Source organism: Shewanella amazonensis SB2B, assembly GCF_000015245.1.
Lineage (GTDB): Bacteria > Pseudomonadota > Gammaproteobacteria > Enterobacterales > Shewanellaceae > Shewanella > Shewanella amazonensis.
Map to the genome: position 1 here is coordinate 2,819,315 of NC_008700.1, position 22,676 is coordinate 2,841,990.

Consider the following 22,676-nt stretch of genomic DNA (forward strand, 5'->3'; position numbering starts at 1 on the left):
ATTTTCGCACCCTGATCGTATAAAACTGAATAAACCCACCACAAACCAAGGAGAAATGCGATAAAACATAAATATATCTACAACAAAATAACGAAAACAAATCATATGCCATTGTTTTTAATTTATTTATTTACAATTTAATACGCAACACCATTTTAGTTGATAAGTTTTTTTAATGAATAATTTCAATTTTTCTCGTTTGAGACTAACGAGATGACTGGCTAATATACGCACAAGTCGAGGAGATGCCCCCAATTGACGTGTTCCGGGGCTCACTCCGCAACCCCTGAAACTGACTGTGGAGATGTGCCATGAAAAACTTCTTTGACCGTGTGATTAAGGCTTATAAGCGCGTTTTCGTTGAACTTTACAACGCTCGTCCGCTGTAAGCAGTAACCGATTTCCCTTGAAGTGAATTGATGTTTTGTTAGCGCAAAACGGCCCCTCCCTGAAAAGGTGCGGGGCATTTTTTTATGGGCGTGATTTGGGATATGGCGACTTCAGGGACAAATTGACGTTGAAGTTGCAAAAGTCTCAACCCCGAAAAACTCGCAAAAAAGTTCGAGAAATAAATATTAAAATTCAGATTGTTAACCAAATAAAAAAAGGAGCGATTCTCATCGCTCCTTTTTGTCAGCTTTATTGGCTGAACATCAGTACCGATTAACCCAGTTTCACCCGGGCGTTACGGAACATGCGCATCCATGGGCTGTCCTCGCCCCAGTTGTCCGGGTGCCAGGAGTTGGCCACAGTGCGGAATACCCGCTCAGGGTGCGGCATCATGATGGTCACGCGGCCATCCAGGGTGGTGATACCGGTCAGGCCGTTTGGCGAGCCATTGGGGTTCTGCGGGTACTGGGTGGCGATTTCGCCATGACCGTTCACGTAACGCAGCGCCACTGTGCCTGTGGCTTCGGCGCGGGCCAACGCTTCGGCGTTGGCGAACTCGGCAAAACCTTCACCGTGAGATACGGCGATTGGCATGCGTGAGCCTTCCATACCAGAGAAGAACAGCGATGGACTCGACTGCACTTCTACCAGACTGAAGCGGGCTTCAAAGCGCTCAGAGCGGTTACGCACGAAACGTGGCCAGTGCTCGGCACCGGGGATGATGTCTTTAAGGTTCGACATCATCTGACAACCGTTACATACACCGAGGGCGAAGCTGCTGTCGCGCTCGAAGAAGCGGCTGAACTCATCGCGGGCACGCTGGTTAAAGAGGATGGACTTGGCCCAGCCTTCACCTGCGCCGAGCACGTCACCGTAAGAGAAGCCGCCACAGGCTACCAGACCCTGGAATTCTTCCAGGCTGATACGGCCAGAGAGGATGTCAGACATGTGCACGTCGCGGCTCTCAAAACCGGCTCTATCAAACGCGGCCGCCATCTCCACATGGGAGTTTACGCCCTGCTCGCGCAGAATCGCCATCTTGGGCGCGGCGCCCTTGAGGATATAAGGCGCTGCCACGTCTTCGCTTGGGTCGAAGCCAAGCTTCACGGTCAGACCCGGCTCGTCGGCCTTCTGCTTAAGTTCAAACTCCTGGCGGGCACACTCAGGGTTATCACGCAGGGCCTGCATGCGGTAGGTAGTCTCGGACCACACAGTGCGCAGTGCTACGCGGCTGTCTTCAAACACCAGACGCTCGCCATCGTGGATACGCACCTGACCATCAGTGTTCAACTTGGCAACGGCGTGTACGGCAAGACCGGCGGCTTCGAAGGCGCTGCGTACAGCAGCTTCATCGGCTTTACTTACCTGAATAACACCGCCGAGCTCTTCGTTGAAGAGACGCTCAAGATCCGAGCCTGCGATTCCAGCCAGGTTGATGTCCAGACCCGTGTTACCGGCAAAGGCCATTTCCACGAGCGTAGTGAACAGACCACCGTCACTCTTGTCGTGGTATGCCATCACCTGCTTGGCGGCAACGAGCTTCTGCATGGTCTCGAAGAAACCGCGCAGACTGGCGGCGTTATCCAGATCCGGGGCCACATCACCCAGCTCACCAAACACCTGCGCCAGGCACGAACCACCGAGGCGGTTTTGACCATTGGCAAGGTCGATAAAGAGGATGCTGGTATCACCCTTGTCACAGCGAAGCTCCGGGGTCACGGTATTGCGCACATCATTCACTGCGCCGAAGGCAGAGATAATAAGGCTCATAGGCGCGGTCACGGCTTTCTTCTCGCCGTTCACTTCCCAGGCGGTCTTCATGGACATGGAGTCCTTGCCCACAGGGATGGTGAGTTCAAGCTCAGGACACAGCTCTTCGCCCACGGCTTTTACCGCTTCATAGAGACCTGCGTCTTCACCCGGGTGACCGGCAGCGGCCATCCAGTTGGCAGAGAGCTTAATGCGCTTGAACGAGCCAATGTCGGCACCGGCGATGTTCATAATGGACTCGGCCACCGCCATGCGGGCAGATGCGCCAAAGTCCAGCAGTGCCAGCGGCGTGCGCTCGCCCATGGACATGGCTTCACCGGCATAGGTGTCGAAGGTGGCGGCGGTTACGGCGCAGTCAGCCACAGGCACCTGCCATGGGCCAACCAGCTGGTCGCGGGCCACAAGGCCTGTCACGGTGCGGTCACCGATGGTAATAAGGAAGGTCTTGTCGGCCACAGTTGGCAGTGACAGTACGCGCTTGACGGCTTCACCTACGGCAATCTTGCTCTGATCCAGTGCAGGACTTACCGCCTTTTTGCTTTCCACCTGGCGGCTCATCTTGGGCGGCTTGCCCAAAAGCACTTCCAGTGGCAAATCGATTGGGGTGTTACCGAAATGCTCGTCATTGAGGCTTAAGTGCGGCTCGGCAGTGGCTTCACCCACTACGGCAAATGGCGCACGCTCACGCTCACAGATGGCGGCGAAGGTGTCGAGATCTTCGGCAGCCACAGACAGCACATAACGCTCCTGGGACTCGTTACACCAGATTTCCAGCGGGCTCATGCCGCGTTCGTCGCACAGCACCTTGCGCAGCTCGAAACGGCCACCGCGGTCGCCATCGTTCACCAGCTCAGGCAGGGCGTTGGACAAACCACCAGCACCCACGTCGTGGATAAACTGGATAGGGTTCTTGTCACCCATCTGCCAGCAGCGGTCGATGACTTCCTGACAGCGACGCTCCATCTCTGGGTTGTCGCGCTGTACAGAAGCAAAATCGAGATCTTCGCTGGACTGGCCCGAGGCCATGGAAGAAGCGGCGCCGCCGCCAAGGCCAATGTTCATCGCAGGGCCACCCAGCACTATCAGCTTGGCGCCAACGGTGATTTCACCTTTCTGCACATGGTCTTCGCGGATGTTACCAATACCACCGGCGAGCATGATGGGCTTGTGGTAACCACGCACTTCTACGCCGTTGTGGCTCGATACTTCCTGCTCGTAGGTACGGAAGTAACCCAAAAGCGCCGGACGGCCAAACTCGTTGTTAAAGGCAGCACCGCCCAGAGGGCCTTCGGTCATGATATCCAGCGCTGTTACTATGCGGTCTGGCTTGCCATAGTTGCCTTCCCAAGGCTGCACAAAGCCCGGGATCTTCAGGTTGGATACGCTGAAACCGGTCAAACCCGCCTTTGGCTTGGCGCCGCGGCCGGTTGCACCTTCGTCACGGATTTCACCACCGGAGCCGGTGGCAGCACCCGGGTAGGGGCTGATAGCAGTTGGGTGGTTGTGGGTTTCCACCTTCATCAGGATATGAACCGGCTCCTGATGGTAGTTGTAAACACCGTCGGCGTCCGGGAAGAAGCGGCCAGCCTCGGTACCCACCATCACGGCGGCGTTATCCTTATAGGCAGACAGCACATTGTCCGGGGTGGTTTCGAAGGTGTTTTTGATCATTTTGAACAGCGACTTGGGCTGCTCTGCGCCGTCGATGGTCCAATCGGCGTTGAAAATCTTGTGACGACAGTGCTCAGAGTTTGCCTGGGCAAACATCATCAGCTCGATGTCGTTGGGGTTACGACCCAGGCGGGTGAAGTTTTCCACCAGATAGTCGATTTCATCTTCCGCCAGTGCCAGACCCATGTTGCGGTTGGCCACTTCCAGCGCGGCGCGGCCTTCGCCGAGGATGTTGACGCTGGTAAAAGGCTTGGGCTCGGTGTGGGCAAACAGCACAGCGGCATCGTCAAAGCTCGCCAGCACCACTTCTACCATGCGGTCGTGGATCAGGGCTTTGAGCTCCTTGGTCTGAGCATCGCTCAGGGCATCCGACTCAACATAGTAAGCAACACCACGCTCCAGACGCTTGATCTTGTCAAGGCCACAATTGTGAGCGATGTCGGTAGCTTTGGAGGACCAGGGAGAGATGGTGCCGGGGCGGGGAGTGACAAACAGGAGGGTTCCTGTGGGGGCATGGGGCTCAATGGCGGGACCGTAGGTCAGGATCTTGCCGAGTCTTTCTTGCTCGGTAGCATTGAGCGCCTCGTTCAAGTCCGCCAAATGGATATATTCGGCATAGATTTGGCGTACAGGAAGTGCTGCATTTTCACAGGCTTCCATCAGCTTTTGCACTCTAAACGCCGAGAGTGCAGGAGCTCCACGGATGATCTCCATCACGTCAATTCACCTTACTTTTTATAATTACAGGGTCAGAGGTGGCGCTATTATAGGGAAATGCGCCCCGTAAATCACCTGCCATGCTTACTCAAAACAGTGTTTCCTGTAATATTGGGTTCCGGTTCTGGCACGGATTGCCGGACTGTTCAGCAAGGGCTCAGGATGCATCGGGTAGAATTGCGCCGTTTTCGACCAGTCTTGACTGAATTTCCTGGGGTTAATTTATTGATTAGATTAAGACGAGTCCTTTTTCTGCTGACGAGTGTACTGGTGCTGACAGCCTGTCAGCCACCAGGCCTTGTTGTGGACGCACCACAACCCAAAGCAGAAGCCGAGACACTTCGCGTGGGCACCCTGTACGGTGCACAGATCTACATGAGTTCGGGCCAGGGCCTGTCCGGCTTTGATTATGAGCTGGCCCAGAAGTTTGCCGACTATTTGGGTAAACCTTTGGAAATGCAGCCATACAGCAACAGAAGCGAGCTTTATGATGCGTTGGCCAAAGGCGAAATTGACCTGATTGCCGCCGGTATCACCGAAAGCCCCAACCGCCGCAATCGTTTTCGTATGGGACCGCCCCTTTACCGGGTGGACCAGGTAGTGGTGTACCGTCAGGGTAACAGGGCGCCGGAATCCATAGAACAGCTCAGCGGCAATCTCACTGTGGTGGCCGATTCGGCGTTTGTGGAAACCCTCACGAGGCTGCAGCAAACCCATACAAATCTGAGCTGGGAGCAAACCAGCGAAAAAGACAACGACGAGCTCATTGCCATGATTGCCAGTGGCGAGCTCAATTACACCCTGGCGCAATCAACCAGTCTGGACATTAACCGCCGCTATATGCCGGAGCTCAGAAGCGGCCTGGTGCTGGAGGAAAAGGTACCTGTGGTCTGGCTGTTGCCTGCTCAAAATAGCGATGCCCTGATGAGCAAGCTGCTGGCCTTCTGGCACCAGGAAAAACGTGCCGGCACCCTGGCCCATCTCAATGAAAAATACTTCGGCCACGTGAAGCGTTTCGATTATGTCGACACCCGCGCTTTTATCCGCGCCATCGATGCCAAACTGCCCCGTTACCGGCCTTTGTTTGAAGAATATGCCGGTGATTTGGACTGGCGAAAGCTGGCCGCAGCCAGTTATCAGGAGTCACACTGGAACCCCAATGCCCGCTCTCCTACCGGGGTACGTGGCATGATGATGCTGACCAATGCCACCGCCAGCCAGTTGGGGGTGACCAATCGCCTCGACCCGCGCCAAAGCATCCGTGGTGGCGCCGATTATCTGCGGGACTTGATAAATCGCCTGCCGGAATCCATCCCCGAAAATCAGCGGATGTGGTTTGCGCTGGCCGCCTACAACATAGGTTTGGGTCATTTGGAGGATGCACGCAGGCTGGCTGAAGCGCAGGGGCTAAATCCCAGCGCCTGGCGGGATGTGAAACAGGTATTGCCATTGCTGCAAAAAAGGAAGTTTTACAGCCAAACCCGTTATGGTTATGCCAGAGGCGGTGAAGCTGTGCACTATGTGGACTCCATCCGCCGCTATTACGACACTCTGGTTTGGGTCGACAATCAAAAACCCAAAGATGAGCCACAGCTTCCGGATGAAATTCAGGTAGAAGAAACCGCCGCCAGCAGTGGCGCAGAGCCACCAACCGCGGCTCCCCGCGAATAACCCCTTTACTGATGAACAGAATTTCACCACCGCGACTGTGGCTGTGATCCCCTGCTCTTGCCAGTATCACAGACCACTGCTAATGTGCGGTATAGAAAAAGAATTGGCCGTTAAGGACCAATGAGTTACAAGGGGCCTTACATGAAAAGAAAAATCATCAATAACCGTACAGCAGCAAGACGCCGCACTCTGGTCAAGTTCCGCCACAGTCGTTTACTGCGCAGACAAAAACTCTTCTTCAGTCTTATTCAAACCGAAGACTAATCGCACAGGGCCTGCGCCCACTTTCCACCCTATTTTTATTCCGAAGCAGACTGCGTGTCACGGGCAGCCTGCTTAAGGGCTTTTTGCTCTTTACGGCGACGACGGAAGAAATCGCTGAGCATGCCAGAGCATTCCTCGGCCAACACACCTTCCTCCACCTGTATTTGATGGTTAAAGGCTGGGTGCCTGACCAAATCCACCACACTGCCGGCGGCGCCGGTTTTCTCGTCTTTTGCGCCAAACACCAGGCGTTCAATACGACTGTGCACCATCACACCGGCACACATGGCGCAGGGCTCAAGGGTGACATAAAGAGTGGTATCCAGCAGACGATAATTGCCCAGCATACGCCCGGCTTCCCGCAGGCACTGCATCTCTGCATGGGCGCTGGGATCGTTAAGACCAATATTGTGGTTATAGCCGGTCGCAATGACCAGCCCTTCTCTTACCAGGACGGCCCCAACGGGGACTTCCCCCCTTGCCTCGGCCTCTTTGGCAGCCTCAAGTGCAAGCGACATAAAATGCTTGTCCAGCTCTGTTTGTTGCAATGTCATTTCCACCCCAATTTTAATGGGCACAGTATAACTGCCGCCTCCCTTACCTGGCAAAATCTGCGGCTGTGGCTAGACTTTAGTCAGACATTTCAAAGGCCGCTGCTAATGCATTTTCATAAGCAATCCGGACACTTATACATTCAATATCTTACTCTGATCCTCGGACTCCTTTATGCAGCCTTGTATCTTAAGTGGACAGAGCATCAGCCTCAGCTAAAGCACCTTGAATTACTCCTCGAGAGTGTGCCTGTGCTCTTCTGGTTGGTGATTATGTTCAGCTGCCACTACATACGCCACCTCACCTACAGCTATGTCCTGCTCCTTAGCGGTGCAATCATCTCCTTCTTTGCCAGCCTGATGGACTGGTTGGATGAAATCACAGTGCCAACAGAATTTGCCTTTGTAGAAGACGTATTGCAGTCAATCGGGCTTCTCCTCTCAGCCACCGGCTTATTGCTGCTCTTTCATCATCAGTTAGTGCAGCAAAGTTTGCTTAAAAAAATTGCCGCCACCGATCCCCTTACCGGCGCCCTGAACCGCCGCGCCTTCAAAGCACCCAAAACGCACAGCGGCAGCACCGTGTTTGCTCTTGTGGATGTGGACCACTTCAAGCGCATCAATGATACCTATGGCCACGATGCCGGTGACTTTGTGCTGGTTGAGCTTGCCAAACTTATCAGCAACCATATACGTGAAGATGACCAGTTTTTCCGTTGGGGAGGCGAGGAGTTTTTACTGGAGTTCAGGCAAGCCGAGTTGGCACAGGCAAGCAAAAGAATGGAAGCCTTGCGCCAACTGGTTGAGTCCAGCCATTTCAATCTCAATGGTCAGGCCATCAATATCACCATCAGTGCGGGGCTTACCTGTGTATCACCCAATCATGGAGGCCTCGAAAAGGCGCTTAAGGCCGCAGATGAAGCGCTTTACCGTGCAAAAGACAGCGGCCGTAACCGAATTGAAGTGGCAGTATAAACGCAGCGTTATTCTGCGCCGCGATTGGGATAGCGATATCAATTCAGCGCCAATGGAAGTGGGGCAATAAACGGCGAACCATAGCCATGACTCACATGAACACCTCTCAACCCCAAAAGTATCGGAGCGAACGGTACAGAGCAGGTCCTGGCTGGTTAGTGTAGAGGTAATCTCGGTCTGCCGTCGGCTAAGGCACTGTGCTGCACCTTCTGACGTTTCACGCTTCCAAAGGTCGCAGCCCTTTATAAGAAAATGATTTCATGATTGTTGTTGGTCGAACACGGGCACTGAGGAGAAAGCAGTACACCCACAGAGGTTAATCAACCACAGCCATCCCCGGTGGGTAATAGGTGACTTCGAAGCGCACCCCGTCAGGGTCTTTCATAAACAGGGCGACGGCACCACCGAGATTTTGCACCTCAGGCACCTCAAACCCCGCCTCCGCCATGGCGGCGCGCACCCCATAAACCTGCTCAGGCAATGAGGCGCCAAAGCCCAGGTGATTCATGCCGGCGCCGTAACGCTCATAGGCTGAGGTACCCGTTTTTGCCTGCAGGAATTGAAAGAAAAAGCCCTCACCATCCGTCCAGATGTGGTTTTTCTTTTTTGAAAAACCGAGCAAGGGCAGTAATTGCTCGTAGTAAGGCATGCTTATTTCCAGCGATGACACCAAAAGGGTGATGTGGTCAATCTTCATAAGCGAACTGTTCCCTGTTTCTAAATCCAGACATGAAAGTGAGTCATTTATTCAACGACTGCGCCACTGGCTTTGCAAGCCCACTACCCGCGTTTAATTCGTTCTGCCAATACATGGGCAAATAGAGTCACTGCTCATTCATTTCTGACGTTTGCTTAATATGTCTTCACTCAAACCGCTGTTCACGATCCTCATCAATTTGCTGTTCTCGCAACTTCTCGTATTTAATCCGCTCAATCAGCTTTGCTGACACTGATTTAGCAGCCTCAGCGATCTCCGGGCTTTTGTGCTCAACCAACGTGACAATCGCATCCGCTCTGACTTGCATCGCATCTGCTAGGCTACCTGAGCAAGATGAAGGCGTGACACGCTCGGCGAATACCTCTAGGATAGATGCTGGCTCAGGAGCAGCTTCCAGCAGCCTAGTGGCTGAAACCGACATAGTAACAATCCCCAGCTCTCCATCATTTGACCAAAGGCTGATACCCGCAGCGACAGAAGCCCACACGCTGCTATCGTCTCTGGCACGGCACCACTCAAGCAATACTTCCACATTAATTTTTGCGAGAGGAGAGCCATGCAGGCCTTCATGGCTAATAAAAAACTGTCGTCGATGTTGTTGTTCTTCTGTGCCCTCAAAGACGCGATTAAGGAACGCTTCTGGCATCAATGCAGCGGTGGTCTCAATTGCATTTTCAAAGGCATAAACGTAACCATAGCGTTCATCTACAACCGCAAAAATAGTATTCATCCACTCCAACTTTTCGGTTTCATTGCCATCAAAGCGCAAAGCTGCTCCGACTACACACTCCATGTGATGGTCTATAGATCCGCCGGAATCTTGCCCACCTCTTAGGATCCTTTGTATTGCAGCCCTTAGGCCTATCTGCCGAAAGTCAGAACCAAGCGTATCCACAGTTTTATCTTTGCCATGTTCCCTCATGCTTAGGGCATCCAAAACAACATTATCGCCGTTCGGTTTACTTAGCAGTCGCTGAGCAAGATTGAGAACACGCTCTCTGGGCAAATTTGCATACGACCCCCTCCATAAGATTGGTCCATACATGTGAGGATGAATGTCAGGGTCATCCAGAATCGCGATGCAGCGATCCAAATCGGTTTCTGTGAACTCCCGTTGGGGATGCAAGTCGACCAATACGTGTCTAAGTTCAGGATGCAGTGCGCATTCGTCAAGTAGCTCTTGTGCTAATAAAGAATCGACAGAATCAATTTCGTCAATGAAGCCGCAAAACACTGCAAAATTTCTGTTGGCCCCTGGCTGATGTTTCAATTGTTCAACTAGCAGAAGCCAACCAACTCTCCTATCTAAAGCCCCTTTTGCCAGTCCTCTCCCGAATACGGCTCGATAGGGCATCCAATTATTGGAGAACAAATTGGGACCCAACTCGTCAAGCGTATGGTCTGATGCAGCAAAGTCCTCACCCAATTTAAGTGCCTTGGCATCTAGTCTTTTCGAAACTTCACCGTATTTAATAGTGCTTTCATGATCAAAATCGGGATCAAGGGCCCAATAGTCATGCCCCTGACCCAGGACAAATGTCAGAATTGATGAAATCAAGTCCTGAGGCTCCAACTCCTTCTCCAGTGCGACAAGGTTTTCCGGTAGCACCTCAAAACCATCCTTGTCTTTACGCTTGGTGTAGTCGATATAAATCGTGGAACGAACAGCTTTCCAACCCTCGTTCCAAGGATGATGGGAATGAAGCTGGCGAGCAGCATCGACAAGCTTGTCCCTCATCCCTTTTTGGCGCCACATTATTCTAAATTTGTCCGCCAGGATCTGTCGTGCAGGGACTTCAAAATCAAGATTGCCAGCGATTCCCAACCGCACTGCAACTTCGATAAAGGCGTTGCGCCACTCCACCAGCTCATAGTGATTAGGGTAAAAGCCATAGTCTCTTGGGCGAGCACCAAATTCGTTCATACCAGACCCTGACCACGGCGGCCCATCTAGGGCAGTCGAGAGCATCTCAAAACCCAACGACCTTCGTCCCGCAACGTCTGATGAAAGACATTCATTCATGATCGCAATGCGCTGTTCCAAAGACGCATGCGTGCCAGACAGATATGGTTGGAAAAATCGCGTGATTCTATTGCGAGCTGCGTCGTAGTTGTTGCTCTCTTCTTCAAAATCCGCCACACGAATTAAAAGTCTAACGCAACGCTCAAAGGCATTTGGTTCGTACGCCAGTGATTGTAAAAGATTGAGAATGGTTGTCCGCCGTGAATTATAACTCGGCTTCATACCTTTAAAATCAGAGGCGGTAAGCTCGGCTTCGATCCTGTCGAGCAGTGCTTCAGGCGCAACCGGGCCGATATAGGCCAGCATTCGTGCTGACATTTCGTTCAACTCTGTCATCCGCCCCAGCAGCCCATCTGGCTGAAGCCAAGCCTCAACGATCTCTTTCGCCACTGAGTGATCGTGTAACAGCCCCAACCTGTGTGCGAACGACAGTAGCAAACGTTGTCGGCCAGCGGCTTCAAAGGTCAACCTGAGTTGTTCAATCGGGATACTATTAAGTGCAGATGCAGCCAGTTTATTCGCAATGGCATGGGGCAGTATTGCCCTCCAATACCCCCTCTTCTGTACGACATGACGGTCCAATAACTTGCTGACAGTTCGAAACAATTGGGTCTGGGAATATCCCGATAGCGAACTCAGCACTTCCAACTCGCAGTGAGCGTCTTTAGGAATTGATACCGAGAACGAATATACCAGAGACAGTATTTCAGCTTGTTCCCGAAGATTTTCGTCTGGATGGTTGCGCTGTTCAAACAAGCGGTTAAACAACTGGGTGTCAGAAAGTTGGGCCAAGCTCTCGCCTTCCTCTACCCTCTCGGCGATTGCCAGGGCCACCCTTGCATTCCCATCTGCAAACACAGCTATTCGGCGGGCGTTAATCTGACCGATGCCAGGGAAGCGGCGATTTACAAGCTGTTCGGCCACCTCCGGCCCGACCGCCTCTATGTGTATTACTTCAGTCGTCTGCGGCTTATCGTCTCTGATGTCATACTCAACCGTGATGAGGCTTACCTTACCACTTGTGGCTGATACTTTGCTGGCCAGTGAAGAGTGTAGTTCTGATGGGCAATTATCGAGGACCATAATTGCTCGTCGCCCCTCGGCAATTAGTCTATCTAGCATCGCCGTTGCAGATGGTTCAGGCTCGGCACCGGTATCAACGTAGACAGCTATGGTTCGGTCGAGAGCGCCCGTGCCAATCGTTTCATCAAAGAGCGCCTGCACGATTCTGGTTTTTCCTACGCCAGACAACCCTGTGATACGAACAGCCTTGTTAGTCGACCTGATTAGATCCCGCATGGGATTGATAGCATCCTCAATACTGAGATTTTGGCCCATTCCTGACGGCAGTTTAATCGTCACTCCAGGGGCAGAAATAAGAGTATCTATGACACCTTGTGGTGGATTGCTCCAAGCCCCGTATGGCTGCCAACCTGAGTATCCCTGACCGAGCTTTCCCTTGACCCACAGCATGACAAGGATGCTGGCGCAACCATTGAATCAGTTTCGAGCGATCGTAGAAATCAAGGTGAATATTGCTACCGCAGGTGTCATCCTTCACGGCATTTCGCATCGCTGCGAGGTGGTCTTTCATCATGGTAGGAGAACAATCATCATTTAAGCTGACGATGATGTAGCTTCCCCCCTTTGAAGCCTGCTCTGAGATCGTCGCTGTTAGCACCCCGTTGGTGGTCATTTCCTTGGTGATGGCACCATTCGGCATCGAGTGTTTTTTTGCCTGCAGGATCGTATCGGCCCTTTCAAGAAATCCAGTGTTCAGCTGAGCAACAGGTATTTGAACGTGGATATCAATGCCACCATCGGGAGCATTGATTGAACCTGACCAACTAACCCATGCGGGACTATGACCATTCGCAGCCACTTCAGCCTCAGCGAGGCGAGCGAGCAACTCTTCAAGCTGAGTATCAGATAGCCTGAGTAAGTCGTCTTTCTCCATGTCAAATATTGTCACTATTTCACCTTTTTAGAACAACTTAGCATTAGGGAGCCATCTCATTTAATAGCAGTTAGACGCAGAGGTAAAGCGGCCATCCTTCGTTTCCATCAGCATCGTGCAAATTGCACAGGGTGTAGTGACCACTTCCCCGTTCCGATGCTGCCGAGGGCGTTGGGAGAAAATGGCAGCAATCGAGACATTGATGCCGAGGTAACAACAGTCGAGCAGGACGCGAGTCTGTTGTGGTGGCCATTTTCCCCAAAAGGCCGAGGGGCTGTCAGCATCGGTGGGGTGTCCTTGGGGATGCAAGGGGTATTGGACAAGCAATACCCCTTGCCCGGAGGCGGGCTGGAAGGCCGCGACTTTTACCAAACGCAGTTTGGCCAAGTTATTGTCCAAGTGGCCTACAAAATCATCAACAAAACCCAAAGTAGGAAGCTTGATTAGAGTTCAAATAAAAAAGGCGCCGAAGCGCCTTTTTAGAGGGTTAGCCCAGATAAGCCTCAGGCTTATTCCCACTCGATGGTGGCAGGTGGCTTGCCGGAGATGTCATACACCACGCGGGAGATGCCGTCGACTTCGTTGATGATGCGGTTGGAAACGCGGCCAAGGAAATCATATGGCAGGTGCGCCCAGTGTGCAGTCATAAAGTCGATGGTTTCGACGGCGCGCAGCGACACAACCCAGTCGTACTTACGGCCATCGCCCATCACGCCCACACTGCGAACCGGCAGGAACACGGTGAACGCCTGGCTGACCTTGTTGTACAGATCGGCGCGGTGCAGCTCTTCGATGAAGATGGCATCAGCGCGGCGCAAAAGGTCGCAGTACTCTTTCTTCACTTCGCCCAGTACACGCACCCCAAGGCCCGGGCCTGGGAATGGGTGGCGATAGAGCATGTCGTAAGGCAGGCCGAGTTCCAGACCAATCTTACGTACTTCGTCTTTGAAGAGTTCCCGCAGTGGCTCAACCAAGCCCAGCTCCATGTCATCCGGCAGACCGCCCACGTTGTGATGTGACTTGATCACATGGGCCTTGCCGGTGGCGCTGCCTGCAGATTCAATCACGTCAGGGTAAATGGTGCCCTGAGCCAGCCACTTGGCGTTAACACACTTGGAGGCTTCTTCGTCGAAGATTTCCACGAATACGCGGCCAATGATCTTACGCTTGGCTTCTGGGTCGTTTTCGCCCTTGAGCGCTTCGAGGAAGCGGTTTTCGGCATCCACGTGGACGATGTTGAGACCAAAGTGGTCACCGAACATTTCCAGTACCTGCTTGGCTTCATTGAGACGCAAAAGGCCGTTGTCAACGAACACACAGGTCAGGCGCTCGCCGATGGCACGGTGCAGCAGCATGGCAGTCACGGATGAATCCACACCGCCTGAGAGGCCGAGGATCACTTCATCGTCACCCACCTGGGCTTTGATGCGCTCAACGGCGTCTTCGATGATGGAGGCTGGCTGCCATTTGTTGTCACAGCCACAGATGTCCATCACAAAGTGTTCGAGCATGCGCTTGCCCTGACGGGTGTGGGTCACTTCAGGGTGGAACTGTACGCCGTAAAACTTCTTGTCTTCGTTGGCCATCACGGCAAACGGACAGGTTTCAGTCTTGGCAACGGCCACAAAGCCTTCAGGAATGGCAGACACCTTGTCGCCGTGGCTCATCCATACGTCCAGCACTGGCTTGCCGGCATCAGAGATACCGTCTTCGATATGACGCAGCAGTGCGCTGTCGGTGAGTACTTCCACCTGGGCATAACCGAACTCACGCTCGCCAACACCCTGAATAACCTTACCGCCCAGCTGCTCGCTCATGGTCTGCATGCCGTAGCAAATCCCCAGCACAGGCACACCGGCGTCGAACACGTACTCGGGAGCGCGGGGAGAGTTATCTTCGGTTACCGACTCGGGACCACCGGCCAGAACAATACCGTTAGGGGCAAATTCACGGATTTGCGCTTCGGTCACATCCCAGGCCCAGAGTTCGCAGTACACGCCGATTTCACGAATACGGCGGGCGATCAGCTGAGTGTACTGAGAGCCGAAATCCAGAATAAGTATCTTGTGCTCATGAATGTTGCTCATGGAAAACCTTTATCTCATTTGGCATTTATCTTATTCCGGTGCAGAAGAGCACCGGACATCAGGTACAGCAAGGGCGACACGCAGCCGCCCTTTTCAATCAGCCGCCGGTACGGTAGTTCGGGGCTTCTTTGGTGATGGTCACATCGTGCACGTGGGACTCGCCCATACCGGCAGAGGTCACCTTCACGAACTGGGCCTTCTCACCCAATTCTTTGATGGTGGCGCAGCCGGTGAGGCCCATACAGGAGCGCAGGCCGCCCATGTGCTGGTGAATGATTTCCTTGAGCTTGCCCTTGTATGGCACACGACCTTCGATACCCTCGGGCACCAGCTTGTCGGCGGCGTTATCGCTCTGGAAGTAACGGTCGGATGAACCCTGGCTCATGGCGCCAAGGGAACCCATGCCGCGGTAAGACTTGTAAGCGCGGCCCTGATACAGCTCGGTTTCACCCGGGGCTTCGTCGGTACCGGCAAACATGGAGCCGGCCATAATGCACGATGCACCGGCAGCCAGCGCCTTGGCAAGGTCACCGGAGAAGCGGATACCGCCGTCGGCAATCACGGGTACATTCAGGTGCTTAACGGCAGCTGCGGCATCGGACACGGCTGTGATTTGTGGTACGCCCACACCGGTAACGATACGGGTGGTACAGATAGAGCCGGGGCCGATACCCACTTTCACTGCGTTTACACCGGCTTCAACCAGCGCCAGTGCGCCTTCAGCTGTGGCCACGTTACCACCGATAATTTGCAAGTCTGGATACTTGGCGCGGGTGTCGCGGATACGCTGCAACACGCCTTCGGAGTGACCATGGGATGAGTCGATAAGCAGTACGTCCACACCGGCTTTCACCAGGGCATCAACACGCTCTTCGTTGCCAGCACCGGCACCTACAGCGGCGCCCACACGCAGGCGACCCAGCTCGTCTTTACAGGCGTTTGGCTTACGTTCAGCTTTTTCGAAGTCTTTAACAGTGATAAGACCTTTAAGGCAGAAGCTGTCGTCTACTACCAGTACCTTTTCGATACGGTTGGTGTGCATCAGCTTTTGCACGTCTTCCAGCTTAGTGCCTTCAGGAACCGTCACCAGACGTTCTTTCGGGGTCATCACTTCCTGCACGGTTTTGGACCAGTCGGTCACAAAGCGTACGTCACGGCCAGTGATGATGCCTACCAGCTCGTTGGCTTCGTTCACCACGGGGTAACCGGCAAAGCCGTTACGCTCGGTGAGCTTACGCAGCTCAGCCAAGGTGGTGCCCGGAGTTACAGTCACAGGGTCCTGTACCACACCGGCTTCGTAGATTTTAACCTTGCGGACTTCTTCAGCCTGGGCCTCGATGCTCATGTTTTTATGAATAAAGCCCAAACCACCTTCCTGAGCCATGGCAATTGCCAAACGGGCTTCAGTGACGGTATCCATGGCGGCAGACACCAGAGGAATGTTGAGCTCGATTTTTTGAGTCAGTCGAGTCTTGAGGATTGCGGTATTAGGGAGGACGGTTGAGTGCGCAGGGACCAGTAACACATCGTCAAAAGTCAGCGCTTCTTTGATTAAACGTAGCATTGCAACATCTCCCCTTGGGTAGGATAAGTAGAGGTGAAATATTGCGGCGGCATTATACCTTGCAAGTGAGGGTCGGTAAATGCAAAATTGTGAAAAATTACCATTTGCCCGGAATTTTCAATGCAAGTCCCTAAAAATGATGTTTATACCGTGTCCCGCCTCAACGGCGAAGTACGGCAACTTCTGGAGGGACAGTTGGGGCGGATTTGGCTGACCGGCGAGATCTCCAATTTCTCTTCTCCTTCATCCGGCCACTGGTACCTCACCCTCAAAGACAGCCATTCGCAGCTGCGCTGTGCCATGTTCAAGGGGCGTAACACCACAGTGGCATTCAAGCCCATCAACGGCCAGCAGGTGTTGGTGCGTGGCAGTATCAGCGTGTATGAACCCAGAGGCGACTATCAGCTGCTGATTGAAGCCATGTTCCCCGCTGGGGATGGCTTGCTGGCGGCCCAGTTTGAAGCCCTGAAGATGAAACTTGCCGCCGAAGGTTTGTTTGCCCAGGACACCAAGCGGCCGCTGCCCGAGTCAATTCAGCGCATTGGGGTTATCACCTCCCCAACAGGCGCGGCCATCCGCGATGTGCTCCATGTGCTGAAAAGACGTGACCCAAGCGTGGAGGTAGTAATTTACCCCACGGCAGTTCAGGGCACCGGCGCCGACAAAGACATCATTCGTGCCATCGAGCTTGCCAACCAGAGGCTTGAAGTGGATGTGCTCCTGCTCACCCGGGGAGGCGGGAGCCTCGAAGACCTCTGGTGCTTCAACAGCGAAGCCCTTGCTCACGCCATCTACAACAGCACCCTGACCATAGTGAGCGCGGTGGGCCATGAGGTAGATACCAGCATTGCCGACTTTGTCGCCGATGTCAGAGCACCGACGCCTTCTGCGGGCGCCGAGCTGCTGTCGGGAGACCAAAGCCACAAGCAGCAAAAACTCGCCGGTGCCCTTGCCAGACTGACCCAGGGCTGGCGCCATTACGCCCTTAAACGTCATTCCGGTCTGATTTCACTGCAATCCCGGCTCGACCGGCAAGATCCTAAACGCCAGTTACAGCAGCAGTCCCAGCGCCTCGATGAGTTGGAACTGCGGCTGACATCCAGTATTCAGAGACGCCTATCGTCCCACACGCTTACCACAGAGCGGTTAAAGGCAAGGCTCGAACGCCACTCACCGGCCCAGCGCTTGATGATGGAACAGCAGCGGCTCACTTACCTCGATGAAAGACTCAAGGGCGCCATGGAAGACAGGCTGGAAGATGCGCAAACACACCTTGGGGGGCTCAGCCACTCACTCGCCAGCGTGTCTCCACTGGCGACCTTAAGCCGCGGCTACTCCATCACCCGAGACGCTGGTGGCAGGGTACTGACTCAGGCGAGCAGCATGAAAACCGGCGATACCATAGAGACTCAACTGGAACAGGGTTCACTTTTGGCCCGCGTCATTGAGATCAAGCCGGAGTAACACAATCCAAAGCCGGGGAGTAAAGATTTTCATGCCCGCGAAGAGCATAAAAAAGCCAGGCATATGCCCGGCTTTTTTATTGACGCTTCAGTCCGACTGGTTGCCAACAGGCAACATCAGGCTTTCTTGCTCTTGATATGGCTCATCATCCGCTTACGGCGACGCTCCTGGCTCAGAGTCAGTTTTTCCTTACGGCCTTCGAACGGGTTATCACCCTCATGGAAGCGCAGCTGGATTGGGGTACCCACAACCTTAAGCGCGCGACGATAGTAGTTCATCATGTAACGCTTGTAAGAATCCGGCAGTCGGCTTACCTGGTTGCCGTGTACTACCACGATAGGCGGATTGTAGCCTCCCACGTGGGCGTATTTGAGCTTCACGCGGCGACCATTCACCATCGGCGGTTGGTGATCGTCCTGCGCCATCTGCATGATACGGGTCAGCATGGAAGTGCTCACACGGCGGGTCGCACTGTCGTAGGCCTCTTCGATAGACTCAAACAAGTGACCAACGCCTGTACCATGGAGCGCAGAAATAAAGTGGATACGGGCAAAGTCGATAAAGCCCAGACGACGGTCGAGCTCGGTTTTCACCCTGTCTTTGACGTCTTGATCCAAACCATCCCACTTGTTGACTGCAAGTACCAGAGCGCGGCCTGAGTTGAGCACAAAGCCCAGGAGTCCCAGATCCTGCTCGGCAATGCCTTCATGGGCATCGATAACCAGCAGCACGACGTTGGAGTCTTCCACGGCCTTGAGTGTCTTGATAACAGAGAACTTTTCAATCACTTCATGCACGCGGGCACGACGACGCACACCGGCAGTATCGATAAGCACATAGTTACGGCCGTCACGCTCCATGGGGATGTATACCGAGTCACGGGTCGTGCCGGGCTGGTCGTATACCACAACCCGCTCTTCACCCAAAATACGGTTGGTCAGGGTGGACTTGCCCACATTGGGCTTACCGATAATGGCCAACTTAATGGGCTGCTCCGCCAGACGTTGCTGTTCGGCTTCGGCTTCTTCTTCGGTGTAGTTGCGCTCATCTGTCACCACTTCGCCGTCGTCGTCACGGACCAGTCCCATGGCTTCGGCAAAAGGCGCCAGAGCATATTCCACCAAGCCAGTTACACCACGGCCCTGTGCGGCGGCCATCTGGTACACCTCGCCCAGACCCAGCTGCCAAAATTCGCCACAGGCAGAGTCGGCATCGATGCCATCCACCTTGTTGGCCACTACGAAAGTGATTTTATCGCGGCTGCGCAGGTGCTGGGCAATGGCCAGGTCAGCGGCAGTCAGACCGGCGCGGGCGTCGGTCATAAACAGCACCACATCGGCTTCTTCGATGGCCGCCAATGACTGCTCGGCCATCTTGGTCTCGATGCCTTCTTCGGTGCCGTCGATACCGCCGGTATCCACCACGATAAATTCATAGCCAGACAGATGAGCCCGGCCGTATTTGCGGTCACGGGTCAGCCCCGGATAATCCGCCACCAAGGCATCCCGGGTTCTCGTGAGTCGGTTAAACAGGGTCGATTTGCCCACGTTGGGGCGACCCACCAGGGCCACTACAGGGATCATGCTTTTGCCTCTATAACAATCTTTTCAATAAAAAGCCCCCGGAACACACTTCCAGGGGCTTGGCAAGGTTAAACCTTGACTTAAGGAAGTGCGATGCGGGCCACTTTGCCGCTGCGGCCCTGCACGTATATCTTACCATCGACGACCAGCGGCTGGCTGTAAAGGCCGTCGCTGTCGACTTCGATGCGGCCGACGATGCTGCCATCGTTACGGTCGATAAAGTGCAGATAACCTTCGAAATCACCCACTACCAGGTAGTTATCAAACACCACGGGTGAAGTCAGTTCACGGTTGGCCAGCTCGGAATTGCTCCACAGCTCCAGACCGTTGCGACGGTCAAGTGCATAAATACGGCTACTGTCTGCAACCAGATACAACTGCACACCGCTGGCGGCCAGCTCGTTGAAGCTGGAATACTTACGGGTCCAGAGAACACGACCGGAGCGCATTTCCATGGAGACCAGATTACCGTTGTAGCTCACAGCGTACAGGTTGTCACCCACAGGCAGTGGCGTCATGTCAACGTCGGCCATACGGCTGAACTCATTACCACCCTTGGGGGTGTAAATGGGCTGCTCCCACGCAGGTTGACCATTATCTTTCACCACCACGGCAACCTTGCCATCGGCGGTACCCACAAAGAAACCACCGGCCATAAAGGCTGCGGCACCGGTACCACGCAGGGTCAGGTTGGGCAGTGCGTTTTCGTAGCTCCAACGTTTTTCGCCGGTATCTACGTCAAAGGCATCCAATGAACCTGAGCTGGCGTTTACCACCACGGTGTTTTCACCCACGGTCGGTGCAGACAGCAATTCGCCCGATGCCTGAACGCTCCATACCACGGCGCCGGTTTCGGCATCCAGAGCAGCCAACAGACCACTCTCACCACCCACAAACACCTTGCCGCGAGCCGCTGTCATGCCAGAAGCAAGACGGGCGCCTTTGTTTTTGCCCAGCAATCTGTCTTTGAACAAATCACTGAAATCGACTTCCCACAGCTTTTCACCACTGGTTTCATCGAACGCAACGACCAAACCGTCACGGTCGGCGGCAAATATCTTGCCGTATTCCACTGCAGGTCGCAGACGTGAGTAATAATCGCCTACACCGCTACCCACACTGGCGCTCCAGTTGATTTCCGGGAAAACGGTCGCGTTAAGCTCCTTGAGTTCGCTGACGGGGTCTTCTTCCACGTCATTGGAGGAGCAGGCTGACAGCACGGCCAAACTCAGGCCAGCAGCCAGCAAATTCTTGCACCAAGACTTCATCGGCGACTTCCTTATGCCTGATTCAGGTTATCCAGCTTCATTTTAAGAAGTGGGCTGGCAGAGATGCCGCCCTTGTCCAGCGCAGCCTGATAGGCAGCCTTGGCTTTGTCGGTTTCACCCTGACTGGTCAGGATATCGCCCTTGATTTCGTCGCGCTGAGCGTCGAAAGCGCTGTCGGTGATAGAGTCCAGTGTGGTAAGCGCCACAGCGCCCTGACCTTGCTCGGCCTGGATACGGGCCAGACGCAAAGTAGCAACGCTACCCAGGCTACCCGCGTCTTTGGCGGCAATCACCTTTTTCAAAGACTCTTCTGCCTTGGCGTAGTCTTTGGCTTCGACGGCACTCTTGGCCACCATCATCTCAACCAGCAGGCTGTAGCCTTGCTGGTCGTGCTCGGCCTTGAAACCGTCAGCGGCCTTCAGTATGGCAGCTTCGTCGCTTGTGTTGGCACTGAGCTGCTGGTAAGCCACTGAGGCGGCTTCTGCCTTGGCAACTTTCATATCGGAATAGGTGTTCCAGCCATACAGGCCACCCAAACCAACCACTGCACCCACCAGGATGGAGGTACCGTATTCTTTCCAGAAGCTCTTGATGGCCTCTACCTGTTGTTCTTCTGTGCTATAGATTTCCACGCGCACTTCCCCTTGTAATCAATTCCGATGTGGGAATTAAATCAATGCTTTAATTGTTTCTGCCAGCGCCTCACGAGCCACCAGCTGTTGTTCGTTGTCATTGCGAAGCGGCTTGATGGCCACCTTACCCTCGGCCAGCTCATTATCACCAATGATAAGGGCCAGGGCTGCGCCGCTCTTGTCGGCGCGTTTGATTTGTTTCTTGAAGTTACCACCACCGCAGTGGGTCATGATGCGCACCCCGGGCAGCGCCACGCGAAGCTCGTTGGCAATGGCAAAGGCCGCCGGTACACAGCTGTCGCCCATGGCAGTAACATACACATCCACTGCGGCCGGTACATCCTTGGCAAGCTCCAGGGTTTCCAGCAAGAGCACAATGCGCTCAAGCCCCATGGCAAAGCCCACGGCAGGGGTATCTTTACCGCCCAACTGGCCCACAAGACCATCGTAACGACCACCGGCGAGCACTGTACCCTGGGCACCCAGGCTATCGGTGACCCATTCAAACACAGTCCGGTTGTAATAATCCAGCCCGCGAACCAAACGGGGATTAACCCGGTATTGGATGCCAACAGCGTCCAAGAGTTCACGCAGGGTAGAAAAATGTGACTTTGACTCCTCACCGAGGTAGTCCATCAAAGCCGGCGCATCAGCGAGAATGGCCTGGATTTCGGGATTTTTGGTATCCAATACCCGCAGCGGATTGCTGTACATACGACGCTGACTGTCTTCGTCGAGCTTGTCTTTGTGTACTTCCAGGAAGGCTATCAAAGCGTCGCGATAGGCTGCACGCTCGTCACTGTCACCCAGGGTGTTGATTTCCAGTACCACATGCTCGGTCAGCCCCAGCTTTTGCCACAGCATATTGGACAGCATCAGTACTTCGGCATCGATATCGGCACTGGCAATGCCATACACCTCAACACCAAACTGGTGGAACTGGCGATAGCGTCCCTTCTGAGGACGCTCGTGACGGAACATGGGGCCTGTGTACCACAGACGTTGCTCCTGGTTGTAGAGCAAACCGTGCTCGTTACCGGCACGCACGGTTGAAGCCGTGCCTTCGGGGCGCAGGGTCAGGCTGTCGCCGTTTCTGTCCTCGAAGGTATACATTTCTTTCTCAACGATGTCAGTGACTTCGCCGATGGAGCGCTTAAAGAGATCGGTACTTTCCACGATGGGGGTGCGGATTTCGCTGTAACCGAAGGCGGCAACGGCATCGCGCAGCACTGCTTCGAGCTTTTGCCACACGGGAGACTGGTTTGGCAGAATGTCGTTCATTCCGCGAATCGCTTGGATCTGTTTTGCCACTGTAATCGACTCGTTGGATAGCTAATATTTCAGAAATTCAATATGTTGACCTAATGCCAA

The 22,676-nt window shown here is 54.0% G+C and carries 15 protein-coding genes; 4 read left to right on the top strand and 11 right to left on the bottom strand.

Annotated elements, in window-relative coordinates:
* Nucleotides 1-663: 663 nt before the first annotated feature.
* Nucleotides 664-4,545, bottom strand: a complete 3,882-nt coding sequence (gene purL / locus SAMA_RS12300; RefSeq protein ID WP_011760463.1) for a phosphoribosylformylglycinamidine synthase — start codon at nucleotides 4,543-4,545, stop codon at nucleotides 664-666.
* Nucleotides 4,546-4,710: 165 nt separating this feature from the next.
* On the opposite strand from purL, the gene mltF reads away from it, so the two are divergent.
* Both mltF and SAMA_RS19845 read left to right on the top strand, forming a co-directional pair.
* On the top strand, nucleotides 4,711-6,219 hold the full coding sequence (gene mltF / locus SAMA_RS12305) for a membrane-bound lytic murein transglycosylase MltF (protein WP_011760464.1): 1,509 nt from the start codon (nucleotides 4,711-4,713) through the stop codon (nucleotides 6,217-6,219).
* A gap of 141 nt (nucleotides 6,220-6,360) precedes the next feature.
* Nucleotides 6,361-6,483, top strand: a complete 123-nt coding sequence (locus tag SAMA_RS19845; RefSeq protein WP_269571879.1) for a hypothetical protein — start codon at nucleotides 6,361-6,363, stop codon at nucleotides 6,481-6,483.
* Nucleotides 6,484-6,518: 35 nt separating this feature from the next.
* On the opposite strand, the gene tadA is transcribed toward SAMA_RS19845, so the two are convergent.
* Nucleotides 6,519-7,037, bottom strand: coding sequence for a tRNA adenosine(34) deaminase TadA (gene tadA / locus SAMA_RS12310; RefSeq protein WP_049758010.1), 519 nt, complete (start codon nucleotides 7,035-7,037; stop codon nucleotides 6,519-6,521).
* A gap of 105 nt (nucleotides 7,038-7,142) precedes the next feature.
* Here tadA and SAMA_RS19170 point away from each other — a divergent pair, with 105 nt between their 5' ends.
* Complete coding sequence (locus SAMA_RS19170) at nucleotides 7,143-8,009, top strand: GGDEF domain-containing protein (RefSeq protein ID WP_011760466.1); 867 nt, start codon at nucleotides 7,143-7,145, stop codon at nucleotides 8,007-8,009.
* Between the two features lie 316 nt (nucleotides 8,010-8,325).
* Here the strand turns inward: SAMA_RS19170 and SAMA_RS12320 are convergent, their stop codons facing one another.
* The 5 genes from SAMA_RS12320 to guaB all read right to left on the bottom strand — a co-directional run bounded on the left by SAMA_RS12320 (nucleotide 8,326) and on the right by guaB (nucleotide 16,358).
* Nucleotides 8,326-8,706, bottom strand: coding sequence for a VOC family protein (locus tag SAMA_RS12320; RefSeq protein WP_011760467.1), 381 nt, complete (start codon nucleotides 8,704-8,706; stop codon nucleotides 8,326-8,328).
* Nucleotides 8,707-8,872: 166 nt separating this feature from the next.
* Complete coding sequence (locus SAMA_RS12325) at nucleotides 8,873-11,974, bottom strand: hypothetical protein (protein ID WP_232280486.1); 3,102 nt, start codon at nucleotides 11,972-11,974, stop codon at nucleotides 8,873-8,875.
* A 127-nt stretch (nucleotides 11,975-12,101) separates the two neighbouring features.
* A complete protein-coding gene (locus SAMA_RS19765; RefSeq protein ID WP_232280487.1) occupies nucleotides 12,102-12,722 on the bottom strand; it encodes a hypothetical protein in 621 nt (206 codons plus the stop codon).
* Nucleotides 12,723-13,216: 494 nt separating this feature from the next.
* Nucleotides 13,217-14,794, bottom strand: coding sequence for a glutamine-hydrolyzing GMP synthase (gene guaA, locus SAMA_RS12335; RefSeq protein ID WP_011760470.1), 1,578 nt, complete (start codon nucleotides 14,792-14,794; stop codon nucleotides 13,217-13,219).
* A 97-nt stretch (nucleotides 14,795-14,891) separates the two neighbouring features.
* Nucleotides 14,892-16,358, bottom strand: a complete 1,467-nt coding sequence (gene guaB / locus SAMA_RS12340) for an IMP dehydrogenase (protein WP_011760471.1) — start codon at nucleotides 16,356-16,358, stop codon at nucleotides 14,892-14,894.
* 120 nt (nucleotides 16,359-16,478) lie between these two features.
* Here guaB and xseA point away from each other — a divergent pair, with 120 nt between their 5' ends.
* Nucleotides 16,479-17,822: an exodeoxyribonuclease VII large subunit gene (gene xseA / locus SAMA_RS12345; protein WP_011760472.1), complete on the top strand. Its 1,344-nt coding sequence runs from the start codon at nucleotides 16,479-16,481 to the stop codon at nucleotides 17,820-17,822.
* 116 nt (nucleotides 17,823-17,938) lie between these two features.
* Here xseA and der read toward each other — a convergent pair whose 3' ends face one another.
* From der to hisS, 4 genes are all read right to left on the bottom strand, one after another.
* Nucleotides 17,939-19,405 carry a ribosome biogenesis GTPase Der gene (gene der, locus SAMA_RS12350; protein WP_011760473.1) on the bottom strand — a complete coding sequence of 489 codons (1,467 nt, stop codon included), beginning with the start codon at nucleotides 19,403-19,405 and terminating at the stop codon, nucleotides 17,939-17,941.
* Between the two features lie 80 nt (nucleotides 19,406-19,485).
* Nucleotides 19,486-20,673 carry an outer membrane protein assembly factor BamB gene (gene bamB / locus SAMA_RS12355; protein WP_011760474.1) on the bottom strand — a complete coding sequence of 396 codons (1,188 nt, stop codon included), beginning with the start codon at nucleotides 20,671-20,673 and terminating at the stop codon, nucleotides 19,486-19,488.
* Between the two features lie 11 nt (nucleotides 20,674-20,684).
* Nucleotides 20,685-21,305, bottom strand: coding sequence for a tetratricopeptide repeat protein (locus SAMA_RS12360; protein ID WP_011760475.1), 621 nt, complete (start codon nucleotides 21,303-21,305; stop codon nucleotides 20,685-20,687).
* Between the two features lie 36 nt (nucleotides 21,306-21,341).
* Nucleotides 21,342-22,616, bottom strand: a complete 1,275-nt coding sequence (hisS, locus tag SAMA_RS12365; protein ID WP_011760476.1) for a histidine--tRNA ligase — start codon at nucleotides 22,614-22,616, stop codon at nucleotides 21,342-21,344.
* Nucleotides 22,617-22,676: the final 60 nt, after the last annotated feature.

Coding starts and splice junctions, on each gene's coding strand:
- purL (WP_011760463.1), bottom strand. CDS start 4,545: ATGGAGATCATCCGTGGAGCTCCTGCACTCTCGGCGTTTAGAGTGCAA.
- mltF (WP_011760464.1), top strand. CDS start 4,711: ATGCATCGGGTAGAATTGCGCCGTTTTCGACCAGTCTTGACTGAATTT.
- SAMA_RS19845 (WP_269571879.1), top strand. CDS start 6,361: ATGAAAAGAAAAATCATCAATAACCGTACAGCAGCAAGACGCCGCACT.
- tadA (WP_049758010.1), bottom strand. CDS start 7,037: ATGACATTGCAACAAACAGAGCTGGACAAGCATTTTATGTCGCTTGCA.
- SAMA_RS19170 (WP_011760466.1), top strand. CDS start 7,143: ATGCATTTTCATAAGCAATCCGGACACTTATACATTCAATATCTTACT.
- SAMA_RS12320 (WP_011760467.1), bottom strand. CDS start 8,706: ATGAAGATTGACCACATCACCCTTTTGGTGTCATCGCTGGAAATAAGC.
- guaA (WP_011760470.1), bottom strand. CDS start 14,794: ATGAGCAACATTCATGAGCACAAGATACTTATTCTGGATTTCGGCTCT.
- guaB (WP_011760471.1), bottom strand. CDS start 16,358: ATGCTACGTTTAATCAAAGAAGCGCTGACTTTTGACGATGTGTTACTG.
- xseA (WP_011760472.1), top strand. CDS start 16,479: ATGCAAGTCCCTAAAAATGATGTTTATACCGTGTCCCGCCTCAACGGC.
- der (WP_011760473.1), bottom strand. CDS start 19,405: ATGATCCCTGTAGTGGCCCTGGTGGGTCGCCCCAACGTGGGCAAATCG.
- bamB (WP_011760474.1), bottom strand. CDS start 20,673: ATGAAGTCTTGGTGCAAGAATTTGCTGGCTGCTGGCCTGAGTTTGGCC.